The organism is Nocardia rhizosphaerae, from assembly GCF_042650365.1.
Taxonomy (GTDB): Bacteria; Actinomycetota; Actinomycetes; order Mycobacteriales; family Mycobacteriaceae; genus Nocardia; species Nocardia rhizosphaerae.
Window position 1 is genome coordinate 373,903 of sequence record NZ_JBHSBA010000015.1, and the last position, 17,225, is coordinate 391,127.

The window sequence follows — 17,225 nt, forward strand, 5'->3', positions numbered from 1 at the left end:
CTCCTTGCTATCTCGGGGCGGGTACCGCGGGCTGGGACAGTTCGTCGCCGGTGACTCCCGGCGGCGGCCCGGCGCCGTTGTCGGGGCCGGGGGGTCGCGGCGCGTTGGCCGAGCCGCGGATCTGCAGCGCCGGGTTGTCGGTGACGCAGTAGTTGTAGAGCCGCACCCTGGTGTCGGTGGTCGGGGTGGTCGGCACGATCGGGACGGTGTCGTAGTCGCAGGTCGGGCGCGGCCACGGGTCGACGAGGGTGAAGAAGGCGTTGTCGTGGGCGGGCACCCCGACCGCCTCGGCGAAGCGGCTCAGCGTCGGGAACAGCAGCTCGATCGCGGGCTGACGCAGTTTCGCCGCCCGGGTGATCGCGACGAAGTTGGTCACCAGGTCGGTGACCGGATCGTGGGTGCGCGACAGGAACCCGCCGAGGGTGGCGAGCCTGCCTGGCCCCTGTTCCAGGAGGTGCCGCAGCTCGGCGTCGGCGGCGCTGAACTGCTGGAACAGCGCGCTACCCGCGGCGGTGATGGTGCCGAGGTCGGGTTGGGCGTGCTGGGTGGTCGCGGCGATCACCTGCAGATTGCGCAGCAGCTGCTCGGTCTGGGGGAGCAGGTCGGTGAGTCCGGCCATGGCGCGGCTGAGGCCGGAGATCATATTGCGCAGGCCGTCCGGGCCACCGGCCAGTGCCTTGTCGAGCTCGTCGACGATCACATTGAGCCGCTCGGGATTCATCCCGCCGACCATCCCCGCCATGTTCCCGAGCACCGACTGCACCTGCACCGGCACCGTGGTGTCGGTGCGGGCGACGACCGCGCCGTCGCGCAGGTAGGGGCCGGTGTCGGAGTCGGGGCGGAAGTCGAGGTACTGCTCACCCGCGGCCGACAACCGGGCCACCGCCACCGTGCCGCCGACCGGAATGCTGGTTCCCTCGTCGATCTCGGCCACCGCCGCGATGCCGGTACCGTCGACGCGCACGTCACCGACCCGCCCCACCCGGACACCGCGGAAGGTCACGTCACTGCCCACCGTGAGGCCGCCGGAGGTGGCCAGCTCGACCGTGACGGCGTATCGCGTGCTGGTCGGGTCGAGCCGCAGGACCGCACCACCCAGATACAGGCTGCCCAGTGCCATGACCACCACGAGCCCGGCATTGGCGACCGCGATGCGCCGGCGAACCAGCCACTGCCACAACGGAGAATTCATCGCGGGCCCTCCTGCGGCGGCTGTTGCGGGGTGCTGTTGAGACGACCGGTGACCTTGGCGATCACATCGGTGAGGCTGCCGACGAAGGCCGGGATGTCGGTGCCGTCGGGCCAGCGGCTGCCCGCCGGATCGGTGATCGCGCCGATGTCGAGGTAGGACAACACGGCGCCGACGGAGAGGTTCGGGCCGCGCATGCTGTCCATCACCGACGGATAGATCGCGTGGAAGCCGTCGAGCGCGCCGGGGAGGTCATCGCCCATCCCGACGAATCCCGCCATCAGGTCCTGGATGCTCTGGAACAGGCTGACGAACTGCGGCCCGTTCGTGCGGCTGAAATCACCGAGCGCGTCCATGGTGACCGCCACCTTGTCGATCAGATCGACGATGGCCTGGTTGTTCTCGGCGAACAGCCCGATCAGCTGCGGGAAGCTGTCCGCGGCGGCACCGAGTTCGGTTTTGCGCCTGGACAATTCGCCAGTGAGTACGGACAGCCCGTGCAGCGTCGCGTCCAGGTCGCCGGTGCGTTCGTTGAGCGCGGTGATCACGGCGGTCATCTCGCCGATCAGGTGCTGCAGTTGCGGCGCCTTGCCCGCGAAGATCGAGTCGAGTTCGGCGGTCACCCTGGCGGCCTGATTGAGCCCGCCACCGTTGATCAGCATCGACACCGACATCATCAGCTGTTCCACCGAGGCCGCCGACGCCGTGTGTTCGGTGCCGATGGTCGCGCCATCGCGCAGCGGCGGTCCGGCGGCCGCCGCCGTGGGCAGGGTCATCGCCACGAAGATGTCGCCGAGCGGGGTCGCTTGCCGCAGCTCGACGGTGGTGCCCGCGGGGAGCTGGATGTCGGCCCGGATCAGCATTTCGACATCGGCGAGGAACGAGGTGGTGGAAATGTCGGTGACCACCCCGATATCGGTGCCGCCGATCCGCACGTGGGCGCGGTCGGGCAGATTGAGCGCGTCCCGGAAGGTGGCGTGGATGGTGTAGCCGGGGCCGCCGATGCCGGGTTCGGGCATCGGCAGTTCGGCCACGGTCGCGGCGCAGCCGCTGGCGGAAACGGCGACGGCGGCGGCACAGCAGGCCGCGCCGATGGCGGTGCGCAGCGTCATCGCGTCAGTCCCAACAGTGCGGCGGTGAGCCCGAAATCCGGGCCCATATCGGAGATCTTGCCGGTGCGGCAGCCGTCGAGACGCATCTGGACGCGTTCGCAGAACACCGCGATGGCCTCGCTGTCGAGCACGATCTTGTCGAGCAGTCCGTGCAGGCGCAGCGCCTGGTGTTCCCGGCTGATCGCGTTGTCGAAGTTCTGGAACATCAGCGGCCCGACATCGACGATCTCGGTGAGATTGCGGGCATTGGCCCGCATCTGGGCGGCGATGGCGACGAACTTGGTGAGTGCCCCCGCGAGCTGGTCCTCGTTCTCGCCGACGACCGAGGAGGTGTTGGTGATGAACGCGTCGAGCTGGGCGAGCACCGCCTGCAGGCCGGGAGACTGCTCGCCGAACAGCGCGACGAGTTCGGTGAGCCTGCCGCTGAAATCGCGGACCGTCTGGTCGTTCTCGGCGATGATCTGCGTGATCTCCCCGAGTTTCACGATGGTGTTGGCGATCTGGTCCTTGTTGGCGATGGTGACTTCGAAGGCCGCCGACAGCTCGTCGAGTGTCTCGCGCAGCCGGTCGCCGTTGCCGTCGAGCAGCGGGTAAAGCACCCGGCTCGCCATCGGCCCGTCTTCGCTGTTGCCCTTGAGCGCCTCGCCCAGCTGATCGAAGTTGGCCAGGATGCGATCCAGTTCGACCGGCGTCCTGGTCCGGGCCAGCGGGATGTGCGCGCCGTCGGCGAGTTCGGGTCCGGAGCCTGGGTAGGCGGGGGCGAGTTCGACATGGCGGTTGGTGATCAGCTGCGGGGAGATCAGCGCGGCCATGGCGTCGGCGGGGATCGGCACGTCCCGGTCCACCGACATCACCACCTCGACGAAGCTGCCGCGCGGTGTCACCGAATCGACGACCCCGACCGGCACGCCAAGGATCGCGACCTCGTTACCCGGGTACAGCCCGGCCACGGACTCGAAATCGGCGCTGATGCGTTTGCGTTCGCTCAGTACCCGGTCACCGACCCCGGTGACGCTGTCGGGCAGCAGCGCACAGCCCGAAGCCAGGAACGCGGCAAGACAGAGCGCCGCCAGCTTGCTCATCGGTCGGATTCCCATCAGTTGCACCCCTGTACGGCCTGGGCGAAGCACAGCCAGTTGTCCGGCAGAATCCACGGCGCCCAGATCTCGCCGTAGGGGCCGTTGCCGAGCAGATTGTTGAACTGGCGCAAGGTGACCGGTGTGATCTCGTAGAGCCGGTCCAGGTTCTCCTTGTTCTTCGTCAGCCCGTCCGACATCGTGTTGAGGTCGGCGATGAGGGGGCCGAGCTCACCGTTGTTCTCGATGCCCATCTCCTGCAGCAGCCGCGACATCTCGGCGACATTGTCGAGCAGCTGGGTGAGCAGGGTCTGGCGCTGCTGGACGGCGGCGCCGATGGCCTCGCCCCTGGTGAGCAGCAGCAGGACACTGTTGCGGTTGTCCGAGACCAGCTGGGAGACCTGGTCCATATTCTTCAGCAGGGCGTCGACCTCGTCGCGTCTGGCGTTGATCACCTGGGCGAGAGCGCCGATGCTGTCGAGCGCCTGCACCGCCATCGGCGGTGAGTCACCCAGCTGCGCGCTGAACACATCCAGCGCGGTGCGCAGCTTGTCGGGGTCGATGCGTTCGATCCGCTCGAACGAGGAGGTGTAGGTGGGGTCCTGGATGACCTTGCTCAGGTTGTAGGGCACCGAGGTGTTCTCCAGGCCGATCCGATTGCCGGGCAGGCCTTTTCCGTCGCCGGGGGTCAGCTCGATGTGCAGCCTGCCCAGAATGGTCGACATCTTGATCGCCGCGCGGGCGTCGGCCCCGAGCCGGATGTCGTGGCGAATCCGCAGCGCCACGTCCACCCGGTCGCCCGCCAGGGTCACCGCCCGCACCGCACCGATCTCGATCCCGGCGATATCGACGGTCGCGCCCGGCCGCAGGCCCGCGGCCTGGGCGAACTCGGCGTGCACGGTGACCTCGCCCAGCCGGATCTGGCTGAGCAGGCTGGACGCGCCGAGCAGGATCAGCACCGACGCGCCGGCGAGCAGGCCGAGGCGCAGATGCCGGTTGCGTCGCAGGAATCCTGGAAAACGTGGTCTGATCATCGACACACCCCCGATTGCGAGTTGCCGCCGACCTGGGAGAACAGGCCTTCGGGTAGGAGAACGCCCCACAGCGAGACGTCGAGGCGGCAGATATAGGCGTTGCCGTAGGTGCCGTACTGGGTGAACCGGGCGACGCCGTTGAGGAAGTCGGGCATCTCCACCGCCATCCGGTCCAGCGCGGCGCCGTTGGTGAGCAGCATCAGCACGCCGGTGGTCGCGTTCTGCTGCGCCTGGGCCATCCCCGGCTTGACCGCGCCGATCAGCGAGACCAGTGAATCGGTGGCGCCGGCGACCCGCTCCACCGAACTCTTCAACGATTCGCCCTCGGCGTACAGGCCGTCCATCAGGGCGCGAGTCTGGGTGATGAGGGTTTCCAGCTCGCCGCTGCGATTGGCCAGCCCGGCCAGTACCGAGCTGAGATTGCTCAGCACATCGCCGAGGATCTGATCCCGTTCGCCGAAGGTGGCGGCCAGTTGCGCGGCCTGGGTGATCAACGCCGACAGCGACACCTCGTTGCCTTGCAGCGCCTGGATCAGTGTCTCCGACAGCGAATTGATCTGGTCCGGCTGTAGCACACTGAACAGCGGCTCGAACCCCGACAGCAGCGAGGAGACATCGAAGGACGGTTCGGTCCGGTCCAGCGGAATCTGCGCGCCGGGCGGGATCACCGCGCCGCCGCCGTCACCCGGCACCAGCGCGACATAGCGCTGACCGATCAGGTTCTGGTACCGCACCAGGGCCTCGGTGGTGTCGGTCAGTTGCTGGCGGGCCTCGATGCGGAAGTCGACCCGCGCGCGGTAATCGTCGGTGAAGTCGATCTCGTCGACCCGGCCCACCCGCACCCCGGCCATGCGCACGTCGTCGCCGACGCGCAGGCCGAGGACATCGGTGAACACCGCCGAATAGCTCGAGGTATTGCCGGGAACGCTGCGTTGCAGCGTCGACCAGATCGTGGCGGTGAGCACGGTCGCCAGCACCGCGAACAGGCTGAAGCCGAGCAGTGCCTTGGTGGATTTCACTGTCACACACCACCTTCGGTGTCGGGAACCACCGCGGCGTCGCCGAGGATCGACCCGAGCAGCAGGAACTGACTGAATGTCGGGGTGCCGCCGACCAGCGCGGAGACCGCGGCGATTCCGGTCAGCCGCGGCTGCGTGGCCGGACCGGCGGCGGGTGCCGGGTCGACCGCGGCGGCCGGGGCGGTGATCCCGGGGATGGCGGGGAGACCGGGAATCGCGGGAAGTCCCGGCAGGGTCGGCAAGGTGATCGCCGGCAAGGCGGGGACCTGGAGTGTCGGTGCCACCGGCCGCGGGCCTGCGGCGTCGAGCCATCCGGGCAGCATCGAGGCCGGATACTCCTGCGGCGGTGCTACTTCGGGCACGGTGGGGCCACCGCAGCGCGGGCCCGTCATGGTGCCGTAGTGCGGGCAGTCCGCGGCGGTGTACTGCTGGAACGGGGTGAACGTCACGTCCATCCGCCAGGTCATCTGCTTGCGCGGACCGAAGGTGAACACCTGCTGCAACTTCCGGAACGAGGTGTTGAGGTTGGCCGCCGTCGCCGCCAGCGCGCCGGGGTCCTCGGCGATGCCGCCGAGCAGCCCGTCCAGGCCCGCGACCAGCTCCTTGCCCGAATCCGGGTTCGCCGCGAACAGCGCGTTCACCGAGTCCACGGTGCCGTTGCCCTGCACCAGCAGCTCGACCAGCTGGGCCCGGTGCTCGTTGAGGGTGCGCGCGGAGTCGACCGAATCGGCGAGCACGCCGACCAGTTCCGGTGCCGACTGGCTCAGCGCGGTCGTCGCCCTGCCGAGATCGCCGAGCAGGGTGCCGATCTCGGGGATCGCGTGCACCGTGGTGAGCCAGGTATCGAGCCGTTCGACGGTGGACCCTGGCACGCGCGCGTTCGGGTCCAGTGCCGCCGAGAGGGTGGCCAGCACCCGGCCCAGCTTCTCCGGCTGGATCGTCGAGAGCACCTCGCGCAGGGTGTTGAGGGTGCTCTGCAACTGGATCGTGGCCTCGCTGGTGTCCTCGGCGATGGTGGCGCCCGCGCGCAGGGTCGAGGTGGCGGCGCCGTTGTCCACCAGCTGGATCGAGGAGACTCCGAAGATGTTGTCGGGCACGACCCTGGCGGTCACCGTGTCCGGGATCGTCTCCGCCAGACCGGGTTTCAATTCGAAGGTGGCGTACTGGCGCTCGCCGGCGGCCACCACCTCCACCGCGCCGACCGCGCCGACGATCATGCCGCGGAACTTGACGTCGGCGCGCTGGGGTAGCCCGTCGCCGGTGCTGGTCAGCTCGGCGCCGACCACCACGGTCTTTTCGAATTCGCCGTTGTAGCGCAGTGCCAGCAGATACAGCGCGACCACGAACGCGGTGATCACCGCCACCCCCGCGAGGGTGAGCTGCGCGGGCTTGGGCCCGCGGCCGCTGGGATCGAGAATCATCCGATCGACCTATCCCGAGATTCGGAATCCGGGGTCGATGCCCCAGATCGCAAGGGTGAGAAACAGATTGGTGAAGACCATTACGACGATGACCATCTTGATCGCGCGCCCGGCCGCCACCCCGACCCCTTCGGGTCCGCCGGTGGCGACGTAGCCGTAGTAGCACTGGATGAAGGCCGCGATCAGCACGAAGACGATCACCTTGAGCAGGGAGAAGAACACGTCCCCGCCCAGCAGGAACTGGAAGAAGTAGTGGTCGTAGGTGCCCGCGGTGGTTCCGCCGAGGAACAGCACCGACAGCTTGGTTGCGATGTAGGCCACCGCGAGACCGAGGGTGTAGAGCGGGACGATGGTGATCGTCGCCGCGATCATCCTGGTGGTCACCAGGTAGGGCAGCGGCCTGATGGCGATCGACTCGAGCGCGTCGATCTCCTCGGAGATCCGCATCGAGCCGAGCTGGGCGGTGAACCGGCACCCGGATTGGATGGCGAAGGCGAGAGTGCCCAGGATCGGTGCGATCTCGCGGGTGGTGGCGAAACCGGAGATCGCCCCGGTGAGCGGGCCCATGGTGAGCAGGTTGAGCGCGGTATAGGACTCGACGCCCACGGTGATCCCGCCGAACGCGCACAGCACGATCACCACGCCGACCGTGCCACCGCCCACGATCAGCGAACCGTTGCCCCAGCCGACATCGGCGACCAGCCGCGCGACTTCCTTGCGGTAGTGCCGCAGGGTGAACGGGATGGCCAGCAGCGCCTGGAAGAACACGATGGCCTGGTGGCCGATGCGCTCATTGGCCTGGACCGGGAGCTTGGCGGTCTCGGTGAGCGCGCGCACCGGGCGCAGCGCGGGTGGAACGTATTCGGCAGCCATCTCAGACCACCTTCGCGGGGAAGAAGATGTTGTAGAGCTGGGTCACGATGATGTTGGTGGCGAACAGCATCAGCGCCGAGGTGACCACCGCCGAGTTGACCGAGTTGGCCACCCCGCCAGGCCCGCCTTTGGTGTGCAGCCCGATATCGCAGGCGATGATCGCGGTGAGCGCACCGAAGATCGCCGCTTTGAAGAGAGCGACCAGCAGATCGTTGGCGACGGCGAACGAGGCGAACGAGGCGATGAACGACCCTGGCGTGCCGTGCTGGGCGTACACGTTGAACAGATAGGCGGTGGCGAAGCCGACGAAGACGATGAACCCGCACAGCAGCATGCTGACCAGCACCGCGGCCGCCAGGCGTGGCGCGACCAGCCTGCGGACCGGATCCACCCCCATCACCTTCATCGCATCGATCTCCTCCCGGATGGTGCGCGAGCCGAGGTCGGCGCAGATCGCCGAACCGACCGCGCCCGCGATCATCAGCGAGGTCACCAGCGGCGCGCCCTGCCGGATGATGCCGAGCCCGGCCACCGCGCCGATGAAGGTGGTGGCGCCGACCTGGTTGACCAGCGCGCCGACCTGGATCGAGACCACCACGGCGACCGGGATGGCGACGAAGACCGTTGGCAGGGCGGAGACATTGGCCATGAACGCACACTGCTTGACGAACTCCTGGAACGGGAATCGCCTGCGCACCAGCGACCAGAACAACGCGGCGATCGCGGCCCGGCCGAGCAGGACCTGGCGGCCGAGTGTCTCGACCGACTGTTGGGGGTGCCGTCGCCAGAGCCCGGTGGCACTGTCGATGATCCGTCCGAGTTCGGACGGTTCGGTGGCCGGTTGCGGCGTCACGCTGCACCGATCCTTTCTTGCTTCGGGGGTGGTGCGCGCCGGCTAGAGCGTGCTCAGCCAGTGGTGGAGCAGGGCGATCAGGCCGACGGCGGCCGCGATGCCCAGCGCGAGTACGCAGAGAACGGCGAGCCACATGCCGAACCGGAGCAGCGGATTCACCCGGGTGCGGCCGCCCAGAATCTTGATGACGATCACCACGAGATCGATGACCCAGACCAGCGCCATCATCAGGTCATCGTCACGTTCGCGAAGATGAGCACGGGCCAGCAGACGATCGACCCGAGGAACGAGACCACCAGGTCGACGCCGTGCAGATCGCCGAGATGGCTGGTGTGGGTGAGGGTCCAGACAACCCCGACGAGTCCATAGGGGATGCCGAGAATGATGAGGGTGCCGAGGAATTCGGACACCTTCATCTCATAGCTGAGAAACCTGTCCAGTCGTCGCAGCATCGCGGTTACCGGTGTTCCTTCCTGCGGGACCGTCCGGCGGCACGGCGGGTGCCGATGCGCGCTGACAGTCGAATCATGTTGCCGGGCATTCTCGGGGAAGGGTGCTTGACATCCAGTCGATCCGCCCCGTTTACCCGTGACCGCCGTGTGATGATCGGGATCATCCGCGGCGGGCACTCGGTAAGTTACTACAGATTCTCGCTGATGTGACGAGAATTACGGGTAACATAGCCCGGTATCGCCGCGCTGTCCATCGAGCGATGCCGTGGTCGAGAGCCTGGTTGTCAGGCGCGAGAATTGTCAGTAACTTAGCGCCCAAGGTCGCCGACCGGCGGCGACCGTGCAGGAGGAACACGATGTCCGCAGTCATCGTCGATGTGGTTCGCACTCCCTCGGGACGTGGTAAGGCGGGCGGCGGGCTGTCGTCGGTGCACCCGGCCACGCTGCTGGCCGAGGTGCTTGCCGAGTTGCTCGCGCGGACCGGCATCGACCCGGCGCTGGTCGACGATGTGATCGGCGGCTGCGTCACCCAGAGCGGCGAGCAGGCCAACAACATCTCCCGCACCGCGGTGCTCGCGGCGGGTCTGCCCGAATCGGTGCCTGCCACCACCGTCGACCGGCAGTGCGGGTCGAGCCAGCAGGCCGTGCATTTCGCAGCCCAGGGCGTGCTCGCAGGTGCCTACGACATCGCGATCGCCTGCGGCGTGGAATCGATGAGCCGGGCGCCGATGTTCTCCAACACCCAGGGCAAGGATTCGCTGCGCGGCCCGCTCGCCGCGCGCTACCCGGACGGGCTGATCGGCCAGGGCGTCGCCGCCGAAATTCTCGCCGCGCGCTGGAAATTCGACCGCGCAAGCCTCGACGAGTTCGCCGCCCGCTCGCATCGGCTGGCGGCCGCCACCGCCGAGTCGGGTGGGTTCGACGCCGAGCTGGTTGCCGCGGGCGAACTCACCGCGGACGAGACGATCCGGCCGGGCACCACCGTGGCCGGGCTGGCGGACCTGCGCCCCGCATTCACCGATCCGGCTATGGCGCAGCGCTTTCCGGAGATCGACTGGTCGGTGACGGCGGGCAATTCCTCGCCGCTCACCGACGGCGCGTCGGCCGCGCTGATCATGAGCGAGTCGATGGCGACCCGGCTGGGTCTGCGCCCGCGTGCCCGCTTCCACTCCTTCGCGGTCGTCGGTGACGACCCGACCCTGATGCTCACCGCGGTGGTCCCGGCGACACGCAAGGCGCTCGAGCGGGTGTCGCTGACCGTCGACGATATCGACACCTTCGAGGTGAACGAAGCGTTCGCGCCCGTACCGCTGGTCTGGCAGCACGAACTCGGCGCCGACCCGGACCGGGTGAATCCGCGCGGTGGTGCGATCGCCCTCGGCCACCCGCTCGGCGCGTCGGGCACGCGGCTGCTGGCCACCATGGTCAATCACCTGGAACAGACCGGCGGGCGCTACGGCCTGCAGACGATGTGCGAGGCAGGCGGACTGGCCAACGCGACCATCATCGAACGGCTGTGACGCGCGATCTCCAGCGGAAGGAACACGATGACCACGGCAACCAGACCAGGCGACCCCGAAGGCCCTGCGCCACAGTGGCGATCCGCGCGCGATCGGGACCCGGCCGCACCGGAACTGACTCTCGACCGGGTGCGCATCCACATTCCCGACACCTACCGGTCACTCCGGAAGAAGCCGGCCCAGCTCGCCGACGCGCTGGACTTCTGGATGTTCGCGGGCGCGGCGGCGAATGTGGCGATGCAGTTCGCGCACCAGGGCGTCGCGGCGGGTGTGATGGAGAGTCAGGTCGAATCCGGCGCGCTGATGGTGCATCCGTGGAAGCGGTTGCGCACGACCTCGGCCTATCTCGCCACCGCGGTGCTCGGCACCGACGAGGACAAGAAGGCCATGCGCGAGGCGGTCAACGTCGCGCACCGCCAAGTGCGGTCACGCCCTGACTCGAAGGTGAAGTACAACGCCTTCGACCGCCATCTGCAGATGTATGTCGCCGCGGCCATCTACATCGGCTTCGAAGACGCCCATCAGTTGTTGCACGGCAAGATGACCGCCGAGGAACTGGAGGCGTTCTATCAGGGCGCCGACACCTTCGGCACCACCCTCCAGGTGCACCCGGACATGTGGCCCAAGACCCGCGCGGACTTCGACGCCTACTGGCTCGAAGCGTGCAAGGGCGTGGTGTGCGACGACGACTTCCGCGCCTACATCGACGATCTGCTGCATCTGCGGATGGTCCACTGGTCGCTGCGGATCGTGGCGGGCGGACTGCTGCAATTCCTGACCGCCGGATTCCTGCCACCGCATTTCCGCGAGCAGATGGGGGTGGCGTGGAGTGCGTCGGATCAGCGCCGGTTCGAGCATCTGTTCCTGTTCGTGGGGTTCGTGAACCGGTTCATTCCCAAGTTCATCCGCTTCGCGGGCACCCACGCCATGATCCGCGACGTGCGCCGCCGCATCCGCAAACAGAAGGCCCTCATCTGAGGCCACGCGGTACCGATGTCGTGCACTCGCCGTGCCGGGGGCGGCGAGTGCACGAACCGGGGCTCAGCCGAGCACGGCCATGGCGTCGACCTCGAACAGCATGCCGGGCAGGGCCAGCGCCGCGACCCCGAGCAGGGTCTGCGCGGGCGGGCGATCGCCCCAGATCTCGGCGATCTTGGCACCCAGAATCGCCAGCTTGGCCTCGTCGTGGTCGACGATGAAGGTGCGCAGCTGCGCCACCTGCGGGTAGTCGGCTCCGGCCGAGCGCAGCGCGATACCGAGGTTGGCGAAGGCGCGGTCGACCTGACCGGCGAAATCCGCTGTGGTGGTATGGCCCGCACCGTCGGAGTCGTACTGACCGGCGATGAGCACCAGCTCACCACTGACCCGCGCGACATGGCTGTAGCCGAACCCGGTCGGGTCGTGCAGCTGCGACGGGTTGCTGATCACCACGGACATGGGGGAACTCCTCTGCGTAGACGGGCGTGCGCAGAGAAGACGACGGCGCGGCGGCGAGTGTGACATCGCCGCCGCGCCGGCCGGGAATCAGCTGGTGACCGTGCTGTCCGCCGCGTCGGGCCGCACTGCCGGATGGGCCGGCCGGGGCAGGGTCCAGGTGGCAACGACCGATAGGGTCGCCACGGCGAAGCAGGCCAGGGTGTACCAGAGATTGCCGATCGGGTCACCGTTGCTCGTCCTGCCGTCGACCGCGTCGAAGAAGGCGGGCAGGGCGGTGAGCCAGAGCCCGGCCATGACCACCAGATAGACGATCGTGAACCGCTGGACGAACGGGTTCGTGTACTCCGGACCCGGTGCGCCCCTGCGCAGTTCGGACCACTGGCGCACCATGACCACCGCGGCGACCACCGACAGCGCGAGCAGCTCGAGCCCGTAGATCACCCCGCGCACCGTGTCGCTGCTGTAGCCGAGCGCCGTCGCGGGCAGCGGCAGCAGGAAGGTGCCCACCGAGGCGAGCAGGCCGATCACCACGGTGCGCCAGACCAGTTCGATCCCGGTGAACTCGCGTCCCTGATCGACGTGGCGGCCGACGAAGTACTGCACGCACCAGGCCAGCGACATCGGCCACAGTGCGGCGAACACCACCACACTGCCCATCGGCACCGAATCGAACATCGGCTGATTGAGCGGATTGTCCACCGACCACTCCCACCAGCGCAGCTGCGGGCCGAGGTGGTCGAAGATCTCGTAGAACGCGTGGTGCACGAACCCGACGCAGGCGGCGCCGACGAGCACGCCGTAGCGGCGGAAGATGCCCAGCATCCGGACGATGCCGAAGGCCATCGTGGCCATCAGCGGATAGATCGCCACGATGTAGAGGGGCAGTCGTCCCCACAGGAAGTCGACGGTGAACACGTTGTGCGCGAACATCGTGTCGACGTGGTCCTCGATGCCGAACGCGGCCGGGAAGTACAGCGGCGGCTCGATCACGAACAGGTAGGCCGTCGCGCCGAACCACAGGACCAGGTCGGTAGGGTCACCGAGGCGCCGCAGCCGGGCGATCGCGAACCACAGCGCGAGTACCGCGCCGACGACGATGGTGACCTCGAGAACCGGCAGTGTCCAGTTCTCCAGGGCGAACGGGTTGCGGAACTCGACCAGCCCACCGGCTTCCGCGCAGGAGAACCCGAGCTGGGTGGCCAGGTCGGCGAAAGTGGGGGCGCAGTGCTCAGCCATCGGTCAGTTCTCCCTGGCGCCGGCGGATTCGGCGGTGTACCACCGGGTCACGTCGTAGCCCTCGTCGTAGCGACGGAACCACTCGTCGGCCAGCGCGGGCAGATTCTCGTGCGCGGGATTGTGCCGGGGCAGCTGGCTGCGGATGATGCCGGCCAGCGCGACCAGCTGCTCACCTGTCCCGAGATCGTCGAACGCGCGGGGCATGGAGCCGTTGTCGGCGGGACGCAAACCCGGTAGCCATTTGCGTAGCGTCTGCCCGCGCCGGTAGTTGGCGAACATCGACAGCGCGTCGACCTGCCGTTCCGCCAGCGGCACATGCTCGTTGAAGCCGGCGCAGGCCACCCGGATCACCTGCAGTACATGCCGGAAGATCGACGGCGCCACCCGCATCCGGTACAGCTCGCTGCCGACGACGGAATTGAAGATGATCAGCGCGGAACTGCGGTGCTCGACCTCCTCGACGAAATGCCAGATGAACAGCGAGGCCACCCGGTCGTCACCGGGCGCGAACAACGAAGCGTCGTTGTCGAGCATCAGCTTGAACACCGGCGTGAAGGTCGCCTCGAGGTCGGCGGTGTAGGCCAGCCGGTACTTCACCGGAGTGCTTGCGGTGAGCTTGTCGAATTCGGCGATCACGGCGTCGAGGGTCTGCTGCAGACCGGGATAGCGGCGGATCAGCGCCTTCACGTGCTGGCGGTGGGCCGTGGAGTGCTGGCCCTCCTGCCGCATGAACGCGTCGGCCTCCTCGGCCACCTCGGGGTCGGTGATCTGCGGTTTCGCCTGGGTGATCAGCTGCACGATCATCTTCTCGAAGCCGATCGCCAGGAACGAGACGGCATTGGCCATCGAGGAGAAGGCCGGGTTCTGCGGATTCCACAGAAACGGCACGTCGTAATCGGAGAAGGCGAAGTCCATCTTGCGGACATGAAGGTCGGTCACGGTGGAGTACCTCGTTGTATCGGGCGTGCGCCTGCCGCTCGGGTGATGAGGCAATCATACGAATGTGCCGTCATGTGTATGATCACTTTCGCGGAATTCGCCGTGACCTGGGGTTGTGCTAGCGTCCACCCGGTGGCGCGCAGACGTGGATGGGGTGGCAGTCCGCCGGCGGACGACGCGGAGGCGACCCGCAGGATCATCGCCACCGCCGTCGAGCTGATCGGCCGAACCGGCGCGGAGATCAGCATCGCCGACGTCGCCGAATCACTCGGCGTCATCCGCCAGACCGTCTACCGGTACTTCCCCAGCGCCGACGCCCTGATGACCGCGGCCGCCATCGCCTCCGTCGACGGCTTCCTCGACCGGCTCACCGCCCACGTCACCGGCCTGCACGACCCGGCCGAAGCGATGATCGAAGCCGTCGTCTACACCCTCACCGAAGTCCGCCGCACCCCCCACCTCGGCATCCTGCTGTCGAGCTCCTACTCCAACGCCCACCCCGACAGCCTCACCTCCGACGAGGCCCAAGCCTTCGGCATGACGATGATCCGCCGCTTCGACGTCGACTGGACTGCTTACGGTTACGACGAGGCGGCCCTGCGCGACCTCGTCGAATACGCGCTACGGACGATGCAGTCCTTCTTCTTGTCTCCGGGTGATCCGCCACGGTCCGACGACGAGTTGCGCCGGTATCTGTGGCGGTGGATGGGGACTGCGATCAGTGCGCAGGCCGCGAGCGGTCGGGTGATCTCGCGTGGCTGCGGATAGTCGCCCTCGCTGATGGTCCGGGGTGCATCGGATCGGGACAGCGCGCTTTCGTAGCGCCGACCTCGGCTCAGTCGGGGAGCAGTCGAGACAACGCCCGGATTCGTTGCCACAGTGCAGCCTTGGGGATCGTGGTGATCTCCAAGGCTCGCATGCACTGGTCGAGCCGGGCCGGCCGGTCCCGCAGGCTCTGAACCGCTTTGGACAGATCCCGGACGATGCTGTCGCCGTATGCCGCGGCGGCTTTGGCAGTCGCCATCCGTAAGACATCACGGGATGGCGACATCATCGCCAAATCGATGAGGTCGCGACTGTAGACGGAGGTGTCGGCCCAGCGATCGGAATTGGCGAGCAACTTGCTGGCGGCCATGTCGACCGGAGTCAGCGTCGCGACCCCGCACAGCTGGTCCGCACTGCTGGGGGCATCCAACACGATCCGGCCTTCGAGGACGATCTCGAATTTGATCGCGACATCATCGACTCGGACAGCAGTCCGAATGCCGTATCTATCGGCCACCAACTCACGGGCCGAGCTCAAAACCGCTCCCTGCCGTGCCAACGCCGTTATCCCGGCCTGCCCGGTCACGCGCTGGCGTAGCGCGCGGTAGCCGTCGCGATCGGAGACCAGGAAGTCGATATCGACCGATTCTCGATACTCACCGAACCGCAGCGCCATGGCGGTCCCACCACCGAAGAGACACCCATTGCTGCGAAGCAGCTCGGCGTCGAGGGCTTGCAGGACCGTGGCGATGTGGCGGTGGTGCTCGCGCTCAAACAAGCAGCAGCCCTCCACCGACGGTATCGACCAGGTAGTCGACGAAATCCTTCTCCCGCGCGTCCATCGCCGCGTGATCGACATGACGCCAGTTGCGCTCGTACAGGTTGAGCGCCTCTTTCGGTGTGACCTCGGTCGAGGCCGCGAGTTGCCAGGTGATCGCGCGTAGTTGCGGATAGTCGCCGATGCGGATGGTCGAGGTGCCATCGGATCGGGATGGTGTGCCCGGCGCCTCCTGGACCTGGCGAGGTCCTGGCGGCCCGAGGTCGAGGCGAAGACCCAGTGCCGAGATCGCGTTCAGGTACGCGCCCATGGTGACCGAGGGTTCGCCGCGCTCGATTCGATACAGGGTGACGCGGGATACGCCGGCGGCTTCGGCAGCCGCTGTGGCGCTGATGCCGAGATTCTGGCGTCGCGCACGCAGGATCCCGCCGAGTTCCGCGAGGTCGGCGCGGGCGGGATCCCCCAAAACGGGACTTGCGGCAGGCATAGTGCTTCTCATTCTAGACACACTGGCCGGGCTGCCGGTCGATACTTCCGTCCGCGCCGCAGCTCGCAAACCTGGCGCGGATCGGCAGCGGGGGCGGAAGGTGGGCGGTGGTCAAGTCCAGTTGCCGACGACAGGGAAGCCGTAGTCGGTATGAACTTGTGACAACCCGGACCGTATTCGCGGCGGCGGGCGGTCACCTCACTCGAAACAGGTGAGACCCGCCCGCCGCGCCGAGATCGGCCAGGGCGGTGTCGAGAGCGGGGCCGGTGTGCGGGTGCGCAACGCTGCGCAGGATCAGCCTGCGCGGGCGGGGACAGTCGGGGGTGGTGGTGTCGGTGTCGATCGGCACGATGCGGGTGGGTGCGCCCAGATGATCACGCACGCGGGTCATCAGGTCGTAGCGGCTGAGAATATCGGGGCCGGCGAGGTGGATCACGCCGCGGTGGTCGAGGACTTCGAGTAGGAGCGGGGCCAGGCTGGGAAGGTAGAGCGGGGTGCCGATGATGTCGGTGCGCGCTTCGATGACCGGCTCGGTGAAGCGGGCCAGGAACTTGTTCGAGCGCGGGCTGCGGCCGTACATGAGGGGAAGGCGGATCACCAGGTGGCGGTCGCGTTCGAGGACGCGCTGCTCGGCCGCGGACTTCGTGCAGCCGTAGGCATTGATCGGGGAGGGCGGGGAGGTCTCGTCGTAGGCGTCGCAGTGCCGTCGAAGACATTGTCGGTGGACAGGTACACCAGTTTCGCGCCCGCGTCGTCGACGGCGTCTAGCAGGGTGGGCACGGGAGCGACGTTGGCCGCGTAGGCTGCTTCCGGATCTCGTTGCGCCGCGGCCAGATCCACGATTCCGGCGGCGTGGACCACCACGTCGACCCGGTCGGTGACCAGCGCGCGCACCGCGGCGGGATCGGCGGGATCGAGCGCGACGAGGCCGGGCGCGCCCCGGCTCGTCCCGATGACGTCGTGTTCGGCGGCCAGGTGCGCGTGCAGCGCGCTGCCGACGAAACCGGAGGCGCCCAGGACGATGATTCGCATCG

Annotated in this window: 18 protein-coding genes and 1 pseudogene; 3 read left to right on the forward strand and 16 right to left on the reverse strand. The window is 67.7% G+C overall.

Features of this window, described 5'->3' with window-relative positions:
- Nucleotides 1–7: 7 nt before the first annotated feature.
- From ACFOW8_RS23855 to ACFOW8_RS23900, 10 genes are all read right to left on the reverse strand, one after another.
- Complete coding sequence (locus ACFOW8_RS23855) at nucleotides 8–1,192, reverse strand: MCE family protein (protein WP_378553687.1); 1,185 nt, start codon at nucleotides 1,190–1,192, stop codon at nucleotides 8–10.
- Nucleotides 1,189–2,301 (reverse strand): MCE family protein, encoded by a 1,113-nt coding sequence (locus tag ACFOW8_RS23860; RefSeq protein ID WP_378553688.1) that lies wholly within the window; start codon nucleotides 2,299–2,301, stop codon nucleotides 1,189–1,191. The genes ACFOW8_RS23855 and ACFOW8_RS23860 overlap by 4 nt, the downstream gene beginning before the upstream one ends.
- Nucleotides 2,298–3,383: an MCE family protein gene (locus ACFOW8_RS23865; protein ID WP_378553689.1), complete on the reverse strand. Its 1,086-nt coding sequence runs from the start codon at nucleotides 3,381–3,383 to the stop codon at nucleotides 2,298–2,300. The genes ACFOW8_RS23860 and ACFOW8_RS23865 overlap by 4 nt, the downstream gene beginning before the upstream one ends.
- A gap of 14 nt (nucleotides 3,384–3,397) precedes the next feature.
- Nucleotides 3,398–4,411 carry an MCE family protein gene (locus ACFOW8_RS23870; protein ID WP_378553690.1) on the reverse strand — a complete coding sequence of 338 codons (1,014 nt, stop codon included), beginning with the start codon at nucleotides 4,409–4,411 and terminating at the stop codon, nucleotides 3,398–3,400.
- On the reverse strand, nucleotides 4,408–5,430 hold the full coding sequence (locus ACFOW8_RS23875) for an MlaD family protein (RefSeq protein ID WP_378554651.1): 1,023 nt from the start codon (nucleotides 5,428–5,430) through the stop codon (nucleotides 4,408–4,410). The genes ACFOW8_RS23870 and ACFOW8_RS23875 overlap by 4 nt, the downstream gene beginning before the upstream one ends.
- 2 nt (nucleotides 5,431–5,432) lie before the next feature.
- Complete coding sequence (locus ACFOW8_RS23880) at nucleotides 5,433–6,851, reverse strand: MCE family protein (protein ID WP_378553691.1); 1,419 nt, start codon at nucleotides 6,849–6,851, stop codon at nucleotides 5,433–5,435.
- Nucleotides 6,852–6,860: 9 nt separating this feature from the next.
- Nucleotides 6,861–7,724 carry an ABC transporter permease gene (locus ACFOW8_RS23885; protein ID WP_378553692.1) on the reverse strand — a complete coding sequence of 288 codons (864 nt, stop codon included), beginning with the start codon at nucleotides 7,722–7,724 and terminating at the stop codon, nucleotides 6,861–6,863.
- Nucleotide 7,725: 1 nt separating this feature from the next.
- Complete coding sequence (locus ACFOW8_RS23890; RefSeq protein ID WP_378554652.1) at nucleotides 7,726–8,535, reverse strand: MlaE family ABC transporter permease; 810 nt, start codon at nucleotides 8,533–8,535, stop codon at nucleotides 7,726–7,728.
- Between the two features lie 84 nt (nucleotides 8,536–8,619).
- Nucleotides 8,620–8,805, reverse strand: coding sequence for a hypothetical protein (locus ACFOW8_RS23895; RefSeq protein ID WP_378553694.1), 186 nt, complete (start codon nucleotides 8,803–8,805; stop codon nucleotides 8,620–8,622).
- Entirely contained in the window at nucleotides 8,805–9,029 is a 225-nt protein-coding gene (locus ACFOW8_RS23900; RefSeq protein ID WP_378553695.1) for a hypothetical protein, read from the reverse strand. The genes ACFOW8_RS23895 and ACFOW8_RS23900 overlap by 1 nt, the downstream gene beginning before the upstream one ends.
- A 356-nt stretch (nucleotides 9,030–9,385) precedes the next feature.
- On the opposite strand from ACFOW8_RS23900, the gene ACFOW8_RS23905 reads away from it, so the two are divergent.
- Nucleotides 9,386–10,549, forward strand: a complete 1,164-nt coding sequence (locus ACFOW8_RS23905) for a thiolase family protein (RefSeq protein WP_378553696.1) — start codon at nucleotides 9,386–9,388, stop codon at nucleotides 10,547–10,549.
- A 27-nt stretch (nucleotides 10,550–10,576) separates the two neighbouring features.
- A complete protein-coding gene (locus ACFOW8_RS23910; protein WP_378553697.1) occupies nucleotides 10,577–11,527 on the forward strand; it encodes an oxygenase MpaB family protein in 951 nt (316 codons plus the stop codon).
- Between the two features lie 63 nt (nucleotides 11,528–11,590).
- On the opposite strand, the gene ACFOW8_RS23915 is transcribed toward ACFOW8_RS23910, so the two are convergent.
- The 3 genes from ACFOW8_RS23915 to ACFOW8_RS23925 form a co-directional block, all read right to left on the reverse strand.
- Nucleotides 11,591–11,986, reverse strand: a complete 396-nt coding sequence (locus tag ACFOW8_RS23915) for a RidA family protein (RefSeq protein WP_378553698.1) — start codon at nucleotides 11,984–11,986, stop codon at nucleotides 11,591–11,593.
- A gap of 87 nt (nucleotides 11,987–12,073) precedes the next feature.
- Nucleotides 12,074–13,222: a hypothetical protein gene (locus ACFOW8_RS23920; protein WP_378553699.1), complete on the reverse strand. Its 1,149-nt coding sequence runs from the start codon at nucleotides 13,220–13,222 to the stop codon at nucleotides 12,074–12,076.
- Nucleotides 13,223–13,225: 3 nt separating this feature from the next.
- On the reverse strand, nucleotides 13,226–14,161 hold the full coding sequence (locus ACFOW8_RS23925) for a metal-dependent hydrolase (protein WP_378553700.1): 936 nt from the start codon (nucleotides 14,159–14,161) through the stop codon (nucleotides 13,226–13,228).
- Between the two features lie 132 nt (nucleotides 14,162–14,293).
- Between ACFOW8_RS23925 and ACFOW8_RS23930 the strand changes: the two genes are divergently transcribed.
- A complete protein-coding gene (locus tag ACFOW8_RS23930) occupies nucleotides 14,294–14,929 on the forward strand; it encodes a TetR/AcrR family transcriptional regulator (RefSeq protein WP_378553701.1) in 636 nt (211 codons plus the stop codon).
- A 67-nt stretch (nucleotides 14,930–14,996) separates the two neighbouring features.
- Here the strand turns inward: ACFOW8_RS23930 and ACFOW8_RS23935 are convergent, their stop codons facing one another.
- The 3 genes and pseudogenes from ACFOW8_RS23935 to ACFOW8_RS23945 form a co-directional block, all read right to left on the reverse strand.
- Complete coding sequence (locus ACFOW8_RS23935; protein ID WP_378553702.1) at nucleotides 14,997–15,704, reverse strand: nucleotidyl transferase AbiEii/AbiGii toxin family protein; 708 nt, start codon at nucleotides 15,702–15,704, stop codon at nucleotides 14,997–14,999.
- Nucleotides 15,697–16,191 (reverse strand): helix-turn-helix domain-containing protein, encoded by a 495-nt coding sequence (locus ACFOW8_RS23940; RefSeq protein ID WP_378553703.1) that lies wholly within the window; start codon nucleotides 16,189–16,191, stop codon nucleotides 15,697–15,699. Before ACFOW8_RS23940 ends, ACFOW8_RS23935 begins: the two co-directional genes overlap by 8 nt.
- A gap of 193 nt (nucleotides 16,192–16,384) precedes the next feature.
- Nucleotides 16,385–17,223: pseudogene (locus ACFOW8_RS23945) on the reverse strand (SDR family oxidoreductase).
- Between the last annotated feature and the right edge of the window lie 2 nt (nucleotides 17,224–17,225).

Coding starts and splice junctions, on each gene's coding strand:
- ACFOW8_RS23855 (WP_378553687.1), bottom strand. CDS start 1,192: ATGAATTCTCCGTTGTGGCAGTGGCTGGTTCGCCGGCGCATCGCGGTC.
- ACFOW8_RS23860 (WP_378553688.1), bottom strand. CDS start 2,301: ATGACGCTGCGCACCGCCATCGGCGCGGCCTGCTGTGCCGCCGCCGTC.
- ACFOW8_RS23865 (WP_378553689.1), bottom strand. CDS start 3,383: ATGAGCAAGCTGGCGGCGCTCTGTCTTGCCGCGTTCCTGGCTTCGGGC.
- ACFOW8_RS23870 (WP_378553690.1), bottom strand. CDS start 4,411: ATGATCAGACCACGTTTTCCAGGATTCCTGCGACGCAACCGGCATCTG.
- ACFOW8_RS23880 (WP_378553691.1), bottom strand. CDS start 6,851: ATGATTCTCGATCCCAGCGGCCGCGGGCCCAAGCCCGCGCAGCTCACC.
- ACFOW8_RS23885 (WP_378553692.1), bottom strand. CDS start 7,724: ATGGCTGCCGAATACGTTCCACCCGCGCTGCGCCCGGTGCGCGCGCTC.
- ACFOW8_RS23895 (WP_378553694.1), bottom strand. CDS start 8,805: ATGATGGCGCTGGTCTGGGTCATCGATCTCGTGGTGATCGTCATCAAG.
- ACFOW8_RS23900 (WP_378553695.1), bottom strand. CDS start 9,029: ATGCTGCGACGACTGGACAGGTTTCTCAGCTATGAGATGAAGGTGTCC.
- ACFOW8_RS23905 (WP_378553696.1), top strand. CDS start 9,386: ATGTCCGCAGTCATCGTCGATGTGGTTCGCACTCCCTCGGGACGTGGT.
- ACFOW8_RS23910 (WP_378553697.1), top strand. CDS start 10,577: ATGACCACGGCAACCAGACCAGGCGACCCCGAAGGCCCTGCGCCACAG.
- ACFOW8_RS23915 (WP_378553698.1), bottom strand. CDS start 11,986: ATGTCCGTGGTGATCAGCAACCCGTCGCAGCTGCACGACCCGACCGGG.
- ACFOW8_RS23920 (WP_378553699.1), bottom strand. CDS start 13,222: ATGGCTGAGCACTGCGCCCCCACTTTCGCCGACCTGGCCACCCAGCTC.
- ACFOW8_RS23940 (WP_378553703.1), bottom strand. CDS start 16,191: ATGCCTGCCGCAAGTCCCGTTTTGGGGGATCCCGCCCGCGCCGACCTC.